Annotated in this window: 13 protein-coding genes; 4 read left to right on the forward strand and 9 right to left on the reverse strand. The window is 69.4% G+C overall.

The features are described 5' to 3' along the window. Positions 1-74: 74 nt before the first annotated feature. The 6 genes from OL358_RS02520 to OL358_RS02545 all read right to left on the reverse strand — a co-directional run bounded on the left by OL358_RS02520 (position 75) and on the right by OL358_RS02545 (position 6,500). The gene (locus OL358_RS02520) at positions 75-854 is read right to left on the reverse strand and encodes a glucosamine-6-phosphate deaminase (RefSeq protein WP_264708364.1); all 780 of its coding nucleotides are present in this window, start codon (positions 852-854) and stop codon (positions 75-77) included. Beyond that, positions 847-1,773 carry an ROK family protein gene (locus OL358_RS02525; RefSeq protein ID WP_264708365.1) on the reverse strand — a complete coding sequence of 309 codons (927 nt, stop codon included), beginning with the start codon at positions 1,771-1,773 and terminating at the stop codon, positions 847-849. Before OL358_RS02525 ends, OL358_RS02520 begins: the two co-directional genes overlap by 8 nt. Before the next feature lie 43 nt (positions 1,774-1,816). Further along, positions 1,817-2,788: a carbohydrate ABC transporter permease gene (locus OL358_RS02530; RefSeq protein WP_264708366.1), complete on the reverse strand. Its 972-nt coding sequence runs from the start codon at positions 2,786-2,788 to the stop codon at positions 1,817-1,819. Beyond that, positions 2,785-3,759 carry a carbohydrate ABC transporter permease gene (locus OL358_RS02535; protein WP_264708367.1) on the reverse strand — a complete coding sequence of 325 codons (975 nt, stop codon included), beginning with the start codon at positions 3,757-3,759 and terminating at the stop codon, positions 2,785-2,787. The genes OL358_RS02530 and OL358_RS02535 overlap by 4 nt, the downstream gene beginning before the upstream one ends. A 181-nt stretch (positions 3,760-3,940) precedes the next feature. Beyond that, positions 3,941-5,227: an extracellular solute-binding protein gene (locus OL358_RS02540; protein ID WP_264708368.1), complete on the reverse strand. Its 1,287-nt coding sequence runs from the start codon at positions 5,225-5,227 to the stop codon at positions 3,941-3,943. 73 nt (positions 5,228-5,300) lie between these two features. Further along, positions 5,301-6,500, reverse strand: a complete 1,200-nt coding sequence (locus OL358_RS02545; RefSeq protein WP_264708369.1) for an ROK family transcriptional regulator — start codon at positions 6,498-6,500, stop codon at positions 5,301-5,303. Between the two features lie 148 nt (positions 6,501-6,648). Between OL358_RS02545 and OL358_RS02550 the strand changes: the two genes are divergently transcribed. Together OL358_RS02550 and OL358_RS02555 are read left to right on the forward strand one after the other, a co-directional pair. Further along, on the forward strand, positions 6,649-7,131 hold the full coding sequence (locus OL358_RS02550) for a hypothetical protein (protein WP_264708370.1): 483 nt from the start codon (positions 6,649-6,651) through the stop codon (positions 7,129-7,131). 104 nt (positions 7,132-7,235) lie between these two features. Then, positions 7,236-8,672, forward strand: coding sequence for a L,D-transpeptidase family protein (locus OL358_RS02555; RefSeq protein ID WP_264708371.1), 1,437 nt, complete (start codon positions 7,236-7,238; stop codon positions 8,670-8,672). Positions 8,673-8,800: 128 nt separating this feature from the next. Here OL358_RS02555 and OL358_RS02560 read toward each other — a convergent pair whose 3' ends face one another. Then, positions 8,801-11,020 (reverse strand): NADP-dependent isocitrate dehydrogenase, encoded by a 2,220-nt coding sequence (locus tag OL358_RS02560; protein ID WP_264708372.1) that lies wholly within the window; start codon positions 11,018-11,020, stop codon positions 8,801-8,803. A gap of 144 nt (positions 11,021-11,164) precedes the next feature. On the opposite strand from OL358_RS02560, the gene OL358_RS02565 reads away from it, so the two are divergent. Further along, on the forward strand, positions 11,165-11,617 hold the full coding sequence (locus tag OL358_RS02565) for a GNAT family N-acetyltransferase (protein WP_264708373.1): 453 nt from the start codon (positions 11,165-11,167) through the stop codon (positions 11,615-11,617). A gap of 163 nt (positions 11,618-11,780) precedes the next feature. Then, complete coding sequence (locus OL358_RS02570; protein ID WP_264708374.1) at positions 11,781-12,707, forward strand: N-acetylglucosamine kinase; 927 nt, start codon at positions 11,781-11,783, stop codon at positions 12,705-12,707. A 68-nt stretch (positions 12,708-12,775) separates the two neighbouring features. Here OL358_RS02570 and OL358_RS02575 read toward each other — a convergent pair whose 3' ends face one another. Together OL358_RS02575 and OL358_RS02580 are read right to left on the reverse strand one after the other, a co-directional pair. Then, positions 12,776-14,593 (reverse strand): ABC transporter ATP-binding protein, encoded by a 1,818-nt coding sequence (locus OL358_RS02575; RefSeq protein WP_264708375.1) that lies wholly within the window; start codon positions 14,591-14,593, stop codon positions 12,776-12,778. Beyond that, on the reverse strand, positions 14,590-16,449 hold the full coding sequence (locus OL358_RS02580; RefSeq protein WP_264708376.1) for an ABC transporter ATP-binding protein: 1,860 nt from the start codon (positions 16,447-16,449) through the stop codon (positions 14,590-14,592). The genes OL358_RS02575 and OL358_RS02580 overlap by 4 nt, the downstream gene beginning before the upstream one ends. Between the last annotated feature and the right edge of the window lie 220 nt (positions 16,450-16,669).

The following is a 16,669-nucleotide window of genomic DNA, read 5'->3' on the forward strand; positions in this document are numbered from 1 at the left end:
GCGAATGTACGCCTGACTGGGGCGTGTTGCGCGCATTCGCCCGCACAAACGGAACGGATCGTGACGCGGTCAGGTCAGAGACCCTGCCAGGCGGGCTTGTTCGCGAAGGCGTAGCGGTAGTAGGCGGCGTGGGCGAGGGCGGATGCCGCGGCCTCGTCGACGATCACCGTGGCGTGCGGATGGAGCTGGATGGCCGAGCCCGGGAGCGATGCCGTCACCGGCCCCTCGACCGCACCCGCGACCGCCTGGGCCTTGCCCTCGCCGAACGCGAGAAGAACGAGGTGTCGCGCGCGCATGATCGTGCCGAGCCCCTGCGTGATGCAGTGGCGCGGCACGTCCTCGATCGAGTCGAAGAACCGGGCATTGTCTTCGCGGGTCTGCTCCGTCAGCGTCTTCACGCGGGTGAGGGACGCGAACGACGAGCCGGGCTCGTTGAAGCCGATATGCCCGTCCGTGCCGATGCCGAGGATCTGGAGGTCGACGCCGCCGGACCCCTGGATCGCTCGTTCGTATGCGTCGCCCGCGTGCTCGATCCCGTCGAGGGAGCCGTCGGGCACACGGATGAGCGCGGGGTCCAGGCCCAGGGGCTCGACGACCTCTCGCGCGATCACCGAGCGGTAGCTCTCGGGGTGCGCGGGGTCGAGCCCCACGTACTCATCGAGCGCGAAGCCGCGCACGCGGCCGACATCCACCCCGTCCAGGCGCGACCGCAGCGCCTCGTACACGGGCAGCGGGGTCGAGCCGGTCGCAAGTCCGAGCACGGTCGCGGGGTTCGAGCGGACGAGCCGCACGATCTCGTCGGCGACGATCGCGCCGCCGGTCGCGGCATCCGCGACGATCACGATCTCAGCCATGTGCGAATGCCCCTTCCGTGTCGCGCGCTGCTCCGACGAGCGCCGCTCCGAGCGCGGCGGCAGGCGATCCCGCGGGAAGCAGCTCGACGCGCTGCTCGAGGTGGAGCGAGCGCATGAACGGGGATGCCTCGGCACTGGCCGCCAGCTCGGCTCGGACATCCGCCATGATCCGATCGCCGAGCGCGGTGATCCCGCCGCCGAACACGACCGCATCGACGTCGGCGGTCAGCACCAGCACGCGCACCGCGGCGGCGACGCCGCGGGCCAGACCGGCCCTCAGCTCCCGCGCCTCGGCGTCACCGGCGTCGGCCGCGTCGAACACGTCCCGGATGGGAAGCGCGCCCGCGCGGCCCCAGCGCTCGGCGATCGCACCGCCGCCCGCGAAGGCCTCGATGCAGCCGTGCTGACCGCACCGGCACAGCGGGCCGGTGGGATCGACGGAGATGTGTCCCACTTCGCCGGCCGTGCCGCGGGCGCCGCGCCAGAGGCTGCCCTCGCTCACGATGCCGGCCGCGATGCCGGTGCCGAGGTTGAGGTACGCCATCGAGCCCGAGCCGCCGTGCAGCGCGAAGGCGCCGAGTGCTGCGGCCTTGACGTCGTTCTCGACACCGACCGGCACGCCGAGCGCTGGCTGGGTGGCGGCCACGAGGTCGAGCTCGTCGACGCCGAGGTTCACGGCGTGCACGACGCGGCCCGTGCCGGGCTCGATCTGACCGGGGATGCCGACGCCGACCGAGCGGATCGCCGAGGCGTCGACGCCCGGCTGTGAACCCAGCTCACGCACCGCATCGATCACCGTCGCGGTGACGGCATCCGCTCCCCAGCCGGTCGCGAGGCGCACGCGACCGACGATCGTTCCGGCGGCGTCCACCGCGACCGCATCGGTCTTGGTCCCGCCGACGTCGAGCCCGACCTTCATCGCCCCGTCTCCCCGCGGGAGAGGGTGTGCGGTGACGTGCGCATCAGCCCTTGACCGCCCCAGACACGAGCCCGCCGGTCATCTTGCCCTGCACGATGAGGAAGAAGATGACGACCGGGATCGCGATCATCGTCGAGCCGGCCATGACGGCACCCCAGTTGACCGCGCCGCCGACCGAGGAGGACTGGAAGGCGTTCAGCCACGGCATGAGGGTGAGGTTGTAGCCGCGCAGGAAGAGCAGGGCCATCGTGAACTCGTTCCATGCCTGGATGAAGGCGAAGATGCCGGTGGCGACGAGGCCGGGGGCGAGGAGCGGGAAGGTGACCTTCCAGAACGCCTGCGACTTGGTGCACCCGTCGATCATGGCGGCTTCCTCCAGGTCGGCGGGGACGCCGGCCACGAATCCTCGCAGCGTCCAGATCGTGAACGGCACGACCATCGCGACGTAGACGATCCCGAGCCCGAGGAGCGTGTTCATGAGACGCCAGTCGTCGATCATGCCGTAGATCGTGAACATCATCGCCTCGCCGGGGATCATCTGCACGATGAGCACCGCGACGATGAAGGACCAGCGACCCTTGAACTTGAAGCGGGCCACCGCGATCGACGCGAGGAAGGCGAACAGCAGAGTCACGATGAGCACGCCCGCGGTGAGGGTCAGCGTCGACCCGAGCGCGTGGACGAAGTCCGTCTGCCCGGGAGCCGCTTCGCGGTTCCAGGCGGAGTTGTAGTTGCTGAACGTGAAGTCGAACGGGAAGAGGCTCGGGTTGCGGCTGATGATCTTCGAGTTCGGCGTGAACGACAGGTTGACCATGTAGTACACGGGGAACACCGACGCCACGAAGACGATGAGGGCGGCGATGTTGAGGAACGTCCGCGCCACGACCCGCCTCGGCGAGGGACGGCGCGCGTCGATGGAACCGCGCTTGGGCTTCTTCGCGTTCCCGACCTCGCCGAGGACCTCGTCGACCCCGACGATGCCGAGCTGGGTGCCGGTGCTGACCTGAGTGCTCACAGTTCCTCCTCCTTGAGGGTGGTGCGCACGTATCCCCACGAGAGGACGAGCAGCAGGATGACCATGACGACACCGATGGCGGCCGTGAAGGCGACCTCACCGGGTCCCTGGCGGAACAGGAAGGTGCCGATCACGTTGGTCTCTCGCGCGATGCCACCGCGACTCTGCAACGCGTAGACCTGAGTGAAGATGCGCAGGTTCCAGATGATCTGGAGCACCAGGACCACGGTGAGGACGCTGCGGATGTAGGGGAACACGATGCCCCAGAAGCGCTTCCAGCCGGTCGCTCCGTCGAGCGACGAGGCCTCGAGCACCTCGGCGGGCACCTGGCCGAGGGCGGCGTACGAGGTGAACGCCACGAACGGCACACCCTGCCACACGACGATGATCGTGAGCACGAAGAAGAACGAGAACGGGTTGAGCAGCCACGAGTGGTTGGTCCAGTTCTCGGTGCCCGTGATCGTGTTGAGCGCCCAGTTGACCAGCCCGTACTGGGTGTCGAAGATCCAGCCCCACACGACGGTCGCCGTCAGCGGGGGCATCGCCCACGCCAGGAGCAGCCCGATCGACACGACGATGCGCCACGCCCGGCCGAGCCGGGTCATCAGGATGGCGATCATGATGCCGAGGAACATGATGAGTGCGGTCATCACGACCATGAGCGCGAGGCTGCGGATGAGCACGACCGGGAAGTCGGACTGGGTGAACAGATCGAGGTAGTTCTCGAAGCCGACGAAGTCCGGCATCGTGCCCTGCACCTTGTTCTTCACGGTGTAGTCGGTGAACGACTGGATGACCATGAGCACGGCGGGGTAGGCGACCATGACGCCGAGGATGATGAGGGAGGGCGCGAGCAGCACCCACGCGCTGCGCGCGTCGCGGCGGGCGCGAGCCTTCTCCCGTGAGACGGGTGGGCGGATGTCGCGCCGGGGCTTCTCGGCGGGGCGAGTCGCGGTGGCGGTGTCGCTCATGTCGTCTCCTCTCTGGTTTGCGGCCGGGCACGACGGTGCGTCCGGCGATCTGGGATGTGTGCGGGGAGGACCGCTCTCCGGGTCAGGCGCAGGCGTGTGTCCTGAGTCTGGCCGAGGGCTCGGTCCGGATGAAGGGGTCCCGGTCCCGGTCGGAACCGGGACCCCTCACCTCCGGGGGGACTTACTTGTTGAGGATGTCCTCGATCTGCTGGTCGAGCTCGTCGGCCACGGTCTGGACGTCCTCACCCTGAGCGATGCGCACGAGCGCGTCGGGGATGATCTGAGCCGCCTCGACCTCGCCCCAGTTCGGGCTGGCCGGGGTGAACTTCGAGTTCGCCAGCGCCTCGGCCTGAGCCTTGGCCGAGTCGGTGTCGGGCAGAGCCGACGCGGCCGACTTGATGCCGGGGACCAGACCCTGAGCGGCCAGGAGCTCCTGGTAGCCCGACGAGAGCATGATCTCGAGCGCGGCCTTGGCCTTGCCCGGTGCGTCGCTCTTGTAGGCGACGGCGACGTTCGAGCCACCGGCGAAGATCGGGGCGGTCTCGCCCTCTTCGAGGCCGGGGAGGGCGAACGCGCCGAGGTCCTTGGCGTAGGTGTCGGGGCATCCGTTGGAGACCTCTTCACCGGCGGCCTCGTCACCCCACGGCCATGCGCCGGTCAGGTTGCCCTCGGCCCACGCCGGAGTCGACAGGAAGCCGACCTCGCCCGCGCAGAACGCGATGTTTCCGAGGCGCTCGTTGCCGTCGACAGGGGCGACGGTGGCGTTCTCGTAGACGTCCTGCAGCATCTCGAGACCCTTGACGCTCTCGGCGCTGCCGAACTGCGCGTCCCACGTGTCGCCGTCCTGCACGGCGATCTCGCCGCCGTTGGCCCACACGTAGGGAAGGGCGTTGTACCAGTCGCGGCCCGGTGCGTAGATGCCCGAGACGGTCGCGGTGGTCAGGTCCGTGCCCAGCGCGACGTAGTCCTCGAGGGTCGTCGGGAGCGTGTCGCCCACGATCTGCGGCGTGTAGAACACGACGCGGCCACCGGCGTAGTACGGCGCGGCCCACAGCGAGCCGTCGTACGTGCCGGCCTCGACGAGACCGGGAAGCAGGTCATCGCCGCCGAGCTGCTCCTGGATGTCGGAGATGTCGAGGAACAGGCCCTTGTCGGCGAAGCCGATGGCCTGCGTGTTGCCCACCTCGACGACGTCCGGTGCGTCGTTCGACGACAGCGCTGCCTCGTAGGTGTCGGAGACATCCGCCCAGGTCTTCTCCTCGATGGTGAGGGTCCAGCCGTCGTTCTCCTCCTCGAAGGTCTCCTTGAGGTAGTCGCGGGCCGTCTGCGGCGTGTCGGCGCCGACCAGCCACACGGTCAGGTCGCCGGTCGCGGGCTCGCTGGGGGCTGCTTCGCCGCCGCCTGCACATCCGGCCAGAACGACAGCCGAAGCGCCGACGAGCGCGAGGGCTCCGAGCTTCTTGTTCATGGTGTCTTCCTTTGGTTTCTCTTGGTGGTTTGGGTGGGCCGGGTGACCCATCCGGGGGGAATGGGGTGCGTTGTCACGACACCCCGAGTTGTCCCGACAGGACCATGACGGCGGCGCCGCGCAGGACGATGTCCTGGCCTTGCTCCGTCATCCGCACGCGCACGCTGTCGTGGAACTGCGCCAGCGTCCGAGCGCGGAGGGTCTCGACGGTCGCTTCCGCGAGAGGTCCGTCGAGAAGTTCGGTGGGGCCGGAGAGCACGATCTCCGACAGGTCGAGGGCTCCCACGACGGGGGCCAGGGCGATTCCCAGCCGCTCCCCCGCATCGCGCAGGATGCCGTCACGGTCGGACGGGGCGGATGCTTCGCTCAGCCGCTGCGACAGCGACGGCACGGAGAGCCAGGCCTCGAGGCATCCGACCTTTCCGCAGACGCAGACCGGGCCGCCGTCGGTGCCGACGGTGACGTGTCCGATCTCGCCCGCGGCGAAGCGGCTGCCGCGCATCGGCTGCCCGGCGGCGAGGAGGCCGGAGCCGACACCGCGACCGACCTTCACGAGGAGGACGTCATCGCCCGCGCCGCCGAAGGTGTACTCGGCGAGCACGGCGGCGTTGGCGTCGTTGGCGACGAGCACGGGAAGGCCGAGTGCGCTCTGCAGCGCTCCCTCGAGGTCGAACCCGGCCCAGCCGAAGTTGGGGGCGGTGAGGATGACACCGCGGTCGTCGACGACGCCGGGCGTGCCGACGCCGATTCCGAGGACGGGGGCGTGGGAGTCCGCGACGAGCACGCGGGCGAGCTCGACGACCGTGGCCACGACGTCGTCGGCCGCAGGGAGCTCCACTTCGCGGCGTGCGACGATGTCGCCGTCGAGGGTGAGCACCGCACCGATGAAGGATTCGCTGCCGGACAGATCGATGCCGACGATGCGGTGGCCGGCGCGATCGAGGTCGACGAGCATCGCGGGCTTGCCCGGGCCGGATGCCTCGCGCACGCCGATCTCGGCGACGAAGCCGTCGGCGATGAGCTCGGCGACGAGGTCGCTGATCGTGACGCGGGTGAGTCCGGTCTCGCGGGAGAGATCGGCGCGGCTCATCGCGCCCTGGTGGAACAGCGTCTGCAGCACGAGCGAGCGGTTGTGACCGCGCGCATGCTCGGGCAGCACCTTGGCGCCCTGGCGCAGCGTGCGCCCGGGACCGAAGCCACGGCCGGGGCCGGTTCCTGAAGGGTGCGGCGACTCGAGGGTGGAAGAGCCGCGCTGCACTTCCGATGCAGACATGTTTGTTAGTAGACCTTACGAACAAACACGACGCAACCTTTCCGAGGTATTTGAACGGCGTATTTACAAAACCGTTACATTCCGTGACGTCGTAGTGATCCAGGCCCTCCCCGCCGCGGTTCAGGATGCGTTCGCCTACAGTGGGACGATGCGCACGACTGACCTCTCCCGCCGTTTCGCAGCCATCGTCATCGCCGTCGGAGCCCTCGCGGGCCTGACCGCCTGCACCGGCGCGCCCGCCCCGTCGAACTCGTCGGCGTCCACCGACGGCGGTTCCGGCGACGGCGGTTCCGGCGACGGTCAGACGACCGAAGAGGCCTGTCAGCTCGTCAGCGACACGATCACTTCCGCCACCGACGAGTTCGAGCAGGCGACCGATGAGGACGCGACCGTGGCAGCGGAGGCGTTCCACGCCGCCGCCCAGAGCATCGCCGATGCGAGCAGCCAGGTGACCAACGAAGAGGTGGCGGCGCTCCTCCCCTCCCTGCAGGAGCTCTTCGAGAACGTCGCCGACCTCCTGCCCGCCATCATCGAGGGCGACACGTCGAAGTCGGAGGAGTTCGCCCAGGTGGGCACCGACCTCCAGACGACCATGCAGGAGTTCCAGGAGCTCTGCGCCCCCGCCGAGTGACAGCGCTCCCTGTGAGTCGACCGGCGGAATGAGGCCGCTGCCGAGCTTCGCCGCGGCGTCCTTTACCATTGGTGAAGAGTTGCTCACAACCGGGGGGTGAAACAGTGACCGATCTCGTGACCGACGAGCGCGTCGACGACGCGCAGCCGAACGCGGGCGGCCCCGACTCCCCCACCTACGCGTGGGCCGCTGCCGAGCCCCGCCCCCGCAAGAGCCGCAAGGCACTGTGGATCGGTCTCGGTGCCGGTGCGGCAGTGGTCGCGCTGGCAGCATCCTCCCTCATCCTCATCGCCCCGGGCACCGCGGTCGCCGGCGTGGGGGTGGGCCTCCTCACGCCGGGCGCCGCGATCGACGCCGTGCAGCAGCGCCTCGCGAGCACGACGATCGTTCTCACCGGCGACGGCGGCGACACCGTCGTCACGGGCGCAGACCTCGGCGCCTCCGTCGACGCCGAGGGCATGATCGAGGCCGCGTACGCCGACCACCCGCTGTGGAACGTGACCTCATGGTTCCCGGAGTCCGCAGTCGCCGAGGTCTCGATCGACGAAGAGGCAGCCACCTCCGCGCTTCGAGCGGGCGCCCCGCAGCTCTACACCGACCCCGTCGACGCGACCCTCGTCTTCGACGAGGAGTCCGGCGCATATGTCGCCGAGGCCGCCGAAGAGGGTGCGGGCATCGACGTCGAGGCCGTGCGTGCAGCCCTGCAGGAAGCGTTCGAGTCGGGGCGGACACGGGTCGAGCTGACGCCTTCGATCGCGCCCGTGCAGGCGACGACCCCGACCTACGTCGCCGAGTCCACCGCCGACCAGCTCAACACCATCCTGAAGACCGCGGGCTTCTACGTCGGCGACGAGCGCGTCGTGCCCGTCTCTGCTGCCGTCGCCCGGTCATGGCTCACGGTGAGCCCCGCCGGCGACGGGACGTTCGAGATCAGCGCCGACGAAGCGGCCATCGAGAAGCTCCTTCCCGGCCTCGCCGCGAAGGTCGACCGCGCACCGGTCAACGCCCGCGTCGTGACCGACTCGGACGGCGAGGTGCTCCAGGAGCTCGCCCCCGGCGTGACCGGCCGTGTGCTCGGCGACACCAGCGACGTCGCGAGCGAGTACGCAGCCCAGCTCGCGACGGGCAGCGCGCGCTACGAGCTTCCGGTCGAGGTCACCGAGTTCGACACGGCGGCGCTGGCTCGCCGCGTCGAGGTCGATCTCGGCACGCAGACGCTCTACATGTTCGAGAACGAGAAGGTCGTGCGCTCGTTCCCGATCTCGTCGGGCCTGTCCACGACACCGACGACGCAGGGGCACTTCCGGGTGTTCGCCTTCGTGCGGATCCAGGACATGGGCTGCTTCCCCGGCGCGGAGTACTGCACGGCCGACATCCCGTGGGTGGCCTACTTCAACGGCGACCAGGCGTTCCACGGGGCGTACTGGCACAACAACTTCGGCAACCCGATGAGCCACGGCTGCGTGAACATGCCGATCAGCACCGCGAAGGCCCTGTACGACTGGCTCGCCGTCGGCACCGAAGTGTGGATCCACGCCTGACCTGATCGGCCCGACCGTCACTCGGCCGGCGTGTCTTGGCGACTCTGCGGCGGGGGTCGGATGCCGCTTCCCGCGCGCACGGCGAAGCCCCCGGCCAGGGCGGCCGAGGGCTTCGTTCCGGTCGGGTCTCAGCCGATCGAGTCGATGATCCCGTTGAGGGTCGCCGACGGACGCATCACGGCCTCGACGAGCTGCGCGTCGGGACGGTAATAGCCGCCGATCTCGGCGGGCGAACCCTGGACGGCGTTGAGCTCGGCGACGATCTTGTCCTCGTCGGCGACCAGCGCCGCGGCGATCGGCGCGAACGCGGCGGCCAGTTCGGGGTCGGCCTGCTGCTCGGCGAGCTCCTGCGCCCAGTAGAGGGCGAGGTAGAAGTGGCTGCCGCGGTTGTCGATCGTGCCGAGCGCCCGGCCGGGCGACTTGTCGTTCTCGAGGAACGTGCCGGTCGCGGCATCCAGCGTGTCGGCGAGCACCTGCGCGCGGACGTTGCCGGTCGTGGTGGCGAGGTGCTCGAGCGAGGCCGCGAGGGCGAAGAACTCGCCGAGCGAGTCCCACCGCAGGTAGTTCTCCTCGAGGAGCTGCTGCACGTGCTTGGGCGCCGAGCCTCCCGCGCCGGTCTCGAACAGACCGCCGCCCGCGAGCAGGGGAACGATCGAGAGCATCTTGGCGCTCGTGCCCACCTCGAGGATCGGGAACAGGTCGGTGAGGTAGTCCCGCAGCACGTTGCCCGTGACCGAGATCGTGTCCTCGCCCTTGCGCAGCCGATCGAGCGAGTACTGCGTGGCAGCGGCGGGCGCGAGGATCTCGATCGTGAGCCCGTCGGTGTCGAGCTCGCCCAGATAGGTCTTCACCTTCGCGATGAGCGCGGCGTCGTGCGAACGGCTCTCGTCGAGCCAGAACACCGCCGGGGATCCGGTCGCGCGGGCTCGGCCCACGGCGAGCTTCACCCAGTCGCGGACCGCGATGTCCTTCGTCTGCGTCGCGCGCCAGATGTCGCCCGGCTGCACCGCGTGCTCGAGGAGCACGTCGCCCGCCTGGTCGAGCACCTGGACGGTGCCGGCGGCGGCGATCTCGAAGGTCTTGTCGTGGCTGCCGTACTCCTCGGCTGCCTGCGCCATCAGCCCGACGTTCGGCACCGTGCCGATGGTCGCGGGGTCGAGCGGGCCGTGCGCGATGACGTCGTCGATCACGGTCTGGTAGACGCTCGCGTACGACGAGTCCGGGATCACCGCGAGCGTGTCGTCCTCGCCGCCGTCGACGCCCCACAGCTTGCCGCCGTTGCGGATCAGCGCGGGCATCGATGCGTCGACGATCACGTCGGACGGCACGTGCAGGTTGGTGATGCCCTTGTCGGAGTTGACGTAGGACAGGCGCGGTCCGCGCTCGAGGTCGGCCGTGATCGCCGCGGCGATCTCGTCGCCGCCCTCGACCGACGGCAGGCCGGCGAGGATCGCGCCGAGACCGTCGTTCGGGGTGAGACCCGCCTCGGAGATCTTGTCGCCGTAGCGGTCGAAGACGTCGGCGAAGTAGGCCTTCACGACGTGGCCGAAGATGATCGGGTCGCTGACCTTCATCATCGTCGCCTTGAGGTGCACCGAGTAGAGCAGGTCGCCGGCCGCGGCATCCTTCAGCGTCTGCGCGAGGAAGGCGTCCAGCGCCGCCGCCGACAGGAAGGTCGCGTCGACGATCTCGCCGGGCAGCACCTTGACGCCCGACTTCAGCGGGGTGACGGTGCCGTCGGCGGCGACGTGCTGGATGGTGAGCACGTCGTCACTGCCGATGACGGTGGTCTTCTCGTTCGACTTGAAGTCGTCGTGGCCCAGCGTGGCGACACGCGTCGTGGATCCCTCGGCGAACGGCTTGTTGCGGTGCGGGTGCTTGCGCGCGTAGTTCTTGACCGAGAGCGGAGCACGGCGGTCGCTGTTGCCCTCGCGGAGCACCGGGTTCACTGCGGACCCCTTGATGCGGTCGTAGCGCGCCCGCACGTCCTTCTCTTCGAGCGACTGCGGCTCATCGGGGTAGTCGGGGATGTCGTAGCCAGCGGCCTGCAGCTCGGCGATCGCGGCCTTGAGCTGCGGGATCGAGGCCGAGATGTTCGGCAGCTTGATGATGTTCGCCTCGGGGAGCGTCGCGAGTCCGCCGAGCTCGGCGAGCGCGTCGCCCACCTGCTGCTCCGGCGTGAGCTGCTGCGGGAACGCGGCCAGGACGCGCCCCGCGAGCGAGATGTCACGCGTCTCGATGTCGACGCCGGCGAGGCCGGTGACGGCCTTCACGATCGGCAGGAACGACGCCGTAGCGAGCGCCGGTGCCTCGTCGGTGTAGGTGTAGATGATGGTCGAGTCGGTCACCGGTTTCGTCCTTCTTTCGGGGATGTCTCCAGCGTATCGCAAGGGCAAAACTATCTTGACATCGAGATATCTCGCCGAGTGAATTCCACGTAACGGAGGACACGCGAGAGTGCCGGATGCCGACATCCGGGCTAGCCTGTGGTTATGGGTGAACTGCGCCTCGTCGAACTCTCCGCCGCGACCATCGTGGCGGTCAACAACCTTTCGCTGAAGCCGGGTCAGGAACAGTTCCTGGCACCTGTCAGCTATGGCATCGCGGCGACCGTGGTGAACCCGCAGACCACCTGGCAGCGCGTCGTGCTCGACGGGGACGAGGTCGTCGCCTTCGTCAGCGCCAACTTCGACGACGAGGCACCGGTCGAGCACTTCCAGTCGGTGCTGTGGCGCATCAACGTCGATGCCGGCGACCAGGGCCGCGGTGTCGGCCGGTTCGCGGTGGAGCAGCTGATCGAAGAGGCCCGAAACCGCGGGTTCGACCGCGTGGACGTCATCTACGAAGCAGGCGAGGGCGGTCCCGAGGCGTTCTTCCAGCGGGTGGGCTTCACCCCCGTCGGAGAGACCGAGTACGGTGAAATCATCGCGGAGATCAGACTCTGACGGAACCATCGCGCTCGATCGAACGCGAACGCGAGGGGCCCGACCATGCTCCTGAGACCGGCGGCGGGGTCTCGAGCAACCCCTCCCCCTTCGAGACCCCGTCGCCTTCGGTCGTCGTCACCGTCGGACGTCGCGGCGTCGCGGCGCCACTAGGGTGAACGGCGTGGCCGGCATCCCCTCTTCGCGCGTGATCGCCATCGATGCGGGGCAGACCGGCATCAAGGTGCGCGTGACCGGCGGTGACCGCACGCGCGACGAGGTCCTGCCCGGCATCCTCACCCACGAACCGCTGCTCCCTCAGCTCGCGGCGCTCGTGCGCGCCGTGCTCGACCGCACCGACGCCCCCGAGCTCACGGTGACCGCGGGGGTTTCCGGACTGACGGGAAACGAGGCGGATGCCGCGTCCCTCCTGGCCCGCATCGGTGATGCTCGCGTGCGCGACGTCCGTCTCGCGCACGACTCCACGACCTCGTTCCTCGGCGCGCTCGGGCTCGGCGCCGGCGCGGTCGTCGCGTCCGGCACCGGCGTCGTCACGCTCGCCGTCGGGACGTCGCAGGTCGCGCGGGTGGACGGATGGGGCCACATCATGGGAGACGCGGGGAGCGGTTACTGGATCGGCCGCGAAGCACTCGATGCTGCGATGCGCGCCTACGACGGACGCGGACCCCGCACCGCACTGCGCGAGGTCGCCGAGGCGCGGTGGCCGGACCTGAGCAGCGCGTACATCGATCTCCAGGCCTCGGCAGATCGGGTGTCGACGGTGGCGTCCTTCGCCGCGGACGTGGCGCGTCTGGCGGATGCCGGCGACCCCGTCTCGCTGGCCATCAGCAGTCGCGCGGGTGTCGAACTGGCGCTCAGCGTCGAGACGGCTCTGCGCCGCGTCGGAGCGACCGCGGCGGACGTGTGCGCGATCGGCGGCGTGCTTCGCTCTGCGGCCGTGCGCGAGTCGTTCACCCACCGCGTGTCCGCACGACTCCCCCACGCACGGATCGTCGAGCCGCGCGGTGCCGGCATCGACGGCGCCGTCGCCCTCGCGGAGCTCCCGCCGCAGCATCCGCTCGCCGCCGACGTCTCGATCGCGCAGGCGTAGCGCGAACACGCCGGGAACGACGGATGCCCCGTCCCGCGCGCGTGTGCGCGGGACGGGGCATCCGGAGCTCAGACGAGCGACTCGCGCCAGGCCGCGTGCAGCTTTGCGAAGCGCCCGTCGCCGCCGATGAGCACGTCGGGGGCGTCGTCCTCGATGATGCGGCCGTGCTCCATGACGAGCACCCGGTCGGCGATCGCGACCGTCGACAGGCGGTGCGCGATGATGATCGCCGTGCGGTCGGCCAGCAGCGTCTGCAGGGCGTCCTGGATCTGGCGCTCCGACGGGATGTCGAGCGAGGCCGTCGCCTCGTCGAGGATCAGCACCGCCGGGTCGGCGAGGAAGGCGCGCGCGAACGAGATCAGCTGGCGCTGACCCGCCGAGACGCGACCGCCGCGCTTGTTGACGTCGGTGGCGTAGCCGTCGGGGAGGCGCTCGATGAAGGCATCCGCCCCCACCGCCCGTGCCGCCGCGCGGATCTCGTCCATCGTCGCGTCGGGCTTGCCGAGTGCGATGTTGTCGGCGACCGTTCCGCTGAACAGGTAGGCCTCCTGCGTGACCATGACGATCGCGCGACGGAGGTCCTTCGGGTGCAGCGAGCGCAGATCCACGCCGTCGAGCGTGACGCGACCGGCGGTCGGGTCGTAGAACCGCGACACCAGCTTCGCGAGCGTCGACTTGCCGGCGCCCGTCGTGCCGACGAGCGCGACCGTCTGTCCGGCAGGGATGTCGAGCGAGAAGTCCGGCAGGATGACGCGGTCCTTCGAGTAGCCGAAGAGCACGTCGTCGAACGTCACGTGACCGCGCGCGTTCCACAGGTCGACGGGCTTCACCGGATCGGGAACCGTGGGCTCCTCCTCCAGCACGCCCGACACCTTCTCGAGCGCCGCCGTCGCGGACTGGTACGAGTTCAGGAAGAACGCGACCTCCTGCAGCGGCGAGAAGAAGTTGCGCACATAGAGCACCGCGGCGATGAGGGTACCGATAAGGATCGAGCCGTCGATGACACGGATGCCGCCCCACAGCAGCACGAGCGCCACGGTGATCGACGCCACGACCATGAGCCCCGGCTCGAACGTGCCGAACAGCTGGATCGAGCGCATGTTCACGTCGCGGTAGTCGCTGGCGAGCTCGCCGAACTCGTCGTCGTTGCGCTTCTCCTTGCGGAACGCCTTCACCGCCCGGATGCCGGTCATGGTCTCGACGAACTTGACGATGACCTTCGCGCTGACGACGCGCGACTCGCGGTACACGACCTGCGAGCGCGTATAGAACCAGCGCATCAGGAGGAACAGCGGGATGCCCATCACGGCGAGGATCACGCCGGACTGCCAGTCGATCAGCAGCAGCGCGATGAGCGTGAACCCGCCGTAGAGGATGCCGGACACGAGCTCGTTGAGACCGCCGTCGAGCAGCTCGCGGATCGAGTCGAGGTCACTGGTCTGACGCGAGATGATCCGGCCCGACGTGTACGACTCGTGGAACTCCAGGCTCAGGCGCTGCGTGTGCAGGAAGATGCGCTTGCGCAGATCGAGCATGATCGCCTGCGTCAGGCGCGCGGCGACGACGACGTACCACCCGATGAGGGCGGCGCCGGCGAACCCCGTGACGAGGTACACCACGACGACGCCGATCGTCGGCAGCCAGTTCATCTCGTCGACGGCAGCCGGCAGCGCGTTGTCGATGCCGAATGCGATCAGCGCCGGGCCGAGCACCCGGAACGCCGTCGAGACGACCAGCACGATCCCGGCGAGCCACAGCTGGGCGCGCACGGGCGTGACGAGCGAGCCGAGGAGGCGCAGTGAGCGCTTGCGGATCGCCTTGCTCTCGTCGCGCGTGTAGTCGGAGCGGTCTTCGCCGCTCGTGCCGGTGACGGTCGTGGTGCTCACAGGTTCACCTCCCAGTCCTGGTCCTTCTGTCTGGCGCGCAGTCGCGCCTCTTCGACCTCGAGACTCGAGATCACGTGCCGGTAGTGCTCGCTCTCGCGCAGCAGGTCGGAGTGCGTGCCGACCGCCGTGATGCGGCCCGCCTCGAGGAGCGCGACGCGGTCGGCGAGCGTCACCGTCGATGGGCGGTGGGCGACGACGAGCGCCGTCGTCTCGTGCAGCACCTCGCGCAGCGCGTCCTCGACGAGCGCCTCGGTGTCGACGTCGAGCGCCGACAGCGGGTCGTCGAGCACCAGCACCGCCGGGCGCGCTGCGACGGCGCGCGCGAGCGCGAGCCGCTGCCGCTGGCCACCCGAGAGCGACAGGCCCTCTTCGCCGATGATCGTGTCGACGCCATCGGGGAGGTCGTCGACGAACCCCGCCTGTGCGACCTGCAGCGCCTCGCGCATGATCGCCTCCGCCTCAGGGCTTCCGGGCGCGAGGTCCTCGCGACCGAGCAGGACGTTGTCGCGCACGGACTGCGAGAAGAGCGTCGCGTCCTCGAACGCCATGCCGACGTGACGGCGCAGCTCGTCGAGGGTGAGCTCGCGCACATCGACGCCGTCGACCGTCACGCGTCCGTCCGTCACGTCGTAGAGGCGGGCCGGGAGCGTGGTGAGCGTGGTCTTGCCCGAGCCGGTGAGACCGACGAGCGCCATCGTCTCGCCCGGGCGCAGCGTCAGGTCGATGCCGTCGAGCAGGTCGCGCTCGTGGGCTGCGGCATCCTGGTACCGGAAGTGAACGCCCTCGAAGACGAGCGCGCCGCGCGGGCGATCGATCGTGCGGGGGCTCTCGGGGTCGACGATGGTGTTCTCTTCGTCGAACACCTCGAAGATGCGGTCGGTCGCCGTGCGGGCGTCGAGCATGAACGAGAACAGGAAGCCGATCGACTCCATCGGCCAGCGCAGGACGGTCGCCATCGCGAAGAACGCGACGAGCTCGGCGGTCTGCAGCTGCCCGATCGACGTCAGGTAGATGCCGGCGCCGAGGCACAGCGCGAACGCGATGTCGGGCAGCAGGACGAGCCAGAACCAGATCCAGCCGATCGCGCGGGCCTTGCTGAGCTCGGTCTCGCGCAGCGTCTCGGCCTGCCGGGTGAACTTCTGCAGCGCGTGCTTGCCGCGACCGAAGGCCTTGAGCACGCGGATGCCGTGCACGCTCTCCTCGACCGAGGTGGCGAGGTCGCCGGCCTGGTCCTGGCTCTGACGCGCGAGCGATCCGTAGGTCTTCTCGAAGCGGTAGCCGGCGTACCACAGCGGCGCGGAGGTCACGAGGAAGATCGTGCCGAGCAGCCAGTGCCAGCGGAACAGCAGGGCCGTGCCGACGATGATCGTGATCACGTTCACGACCAGCAGCACGACGCCGAACGCCATCCAGCGGCGCAGCATGCTGATGTCCTGCATCATGCGGCTGAGCAGCTGACCCGACTGCCACTTGTCGTGGAACGAGACGGGCAGGCGCTGCAGACGCGAATAGAACGACTGGCGGATGTCGTACTCGACCTTGGTGGCGGGTCCGAGCACGAACCAGCGGCGCAGCCAGACCATGAAGGCTTCGGCGAGACCGAGCGCGAGGATCGCCACCGATCCCCACACGATCTGGGTGATGTCCTGCGAGGCGATCGGGCCCGCGACGATCGCCTCGAGGACGAGCGGGATCGACAGCGCGAGCAGGCTCGCCCCGAGCGCGCTGGCGGCGCCCAGGGTCAGGCGCGGCAGGACGGGCTTGGCGAAGGGCAGCAGGCGTGCGAGCGCCTTCGCGGTGGAGACCTCCGGGCGCGGCGGAGGCGAGGACTGCGGTGGAGCGGCGGTGATGGTCATGATCCTTGTGGGGATGGTGGAGCGGACGACCCGGATCGGGTCAGAGGATGGCGCGAGGCGCGACGGAGCCCCCGGTGAGGGGAACGCTCCGCGAGGCGGCGGTATGCCGATTCCGGCCGAAGCCGGGACGTGACGAGGGAGCGACTACCCCTGAATGCGAAGACGCTCCGGCCCGGCGATGCGGAGGACGAAGACGGTCTTCGCGGCGATGGCGGCCTGG

This window comes from Microbacterium sp. SSM24 (assembly GCF_025989145.1).
Classification (GTDB): Bacteria; Actinomycetota; Actinomycetes; order Actinomycetales; family Microbacteriaceae; genus Microbacterium.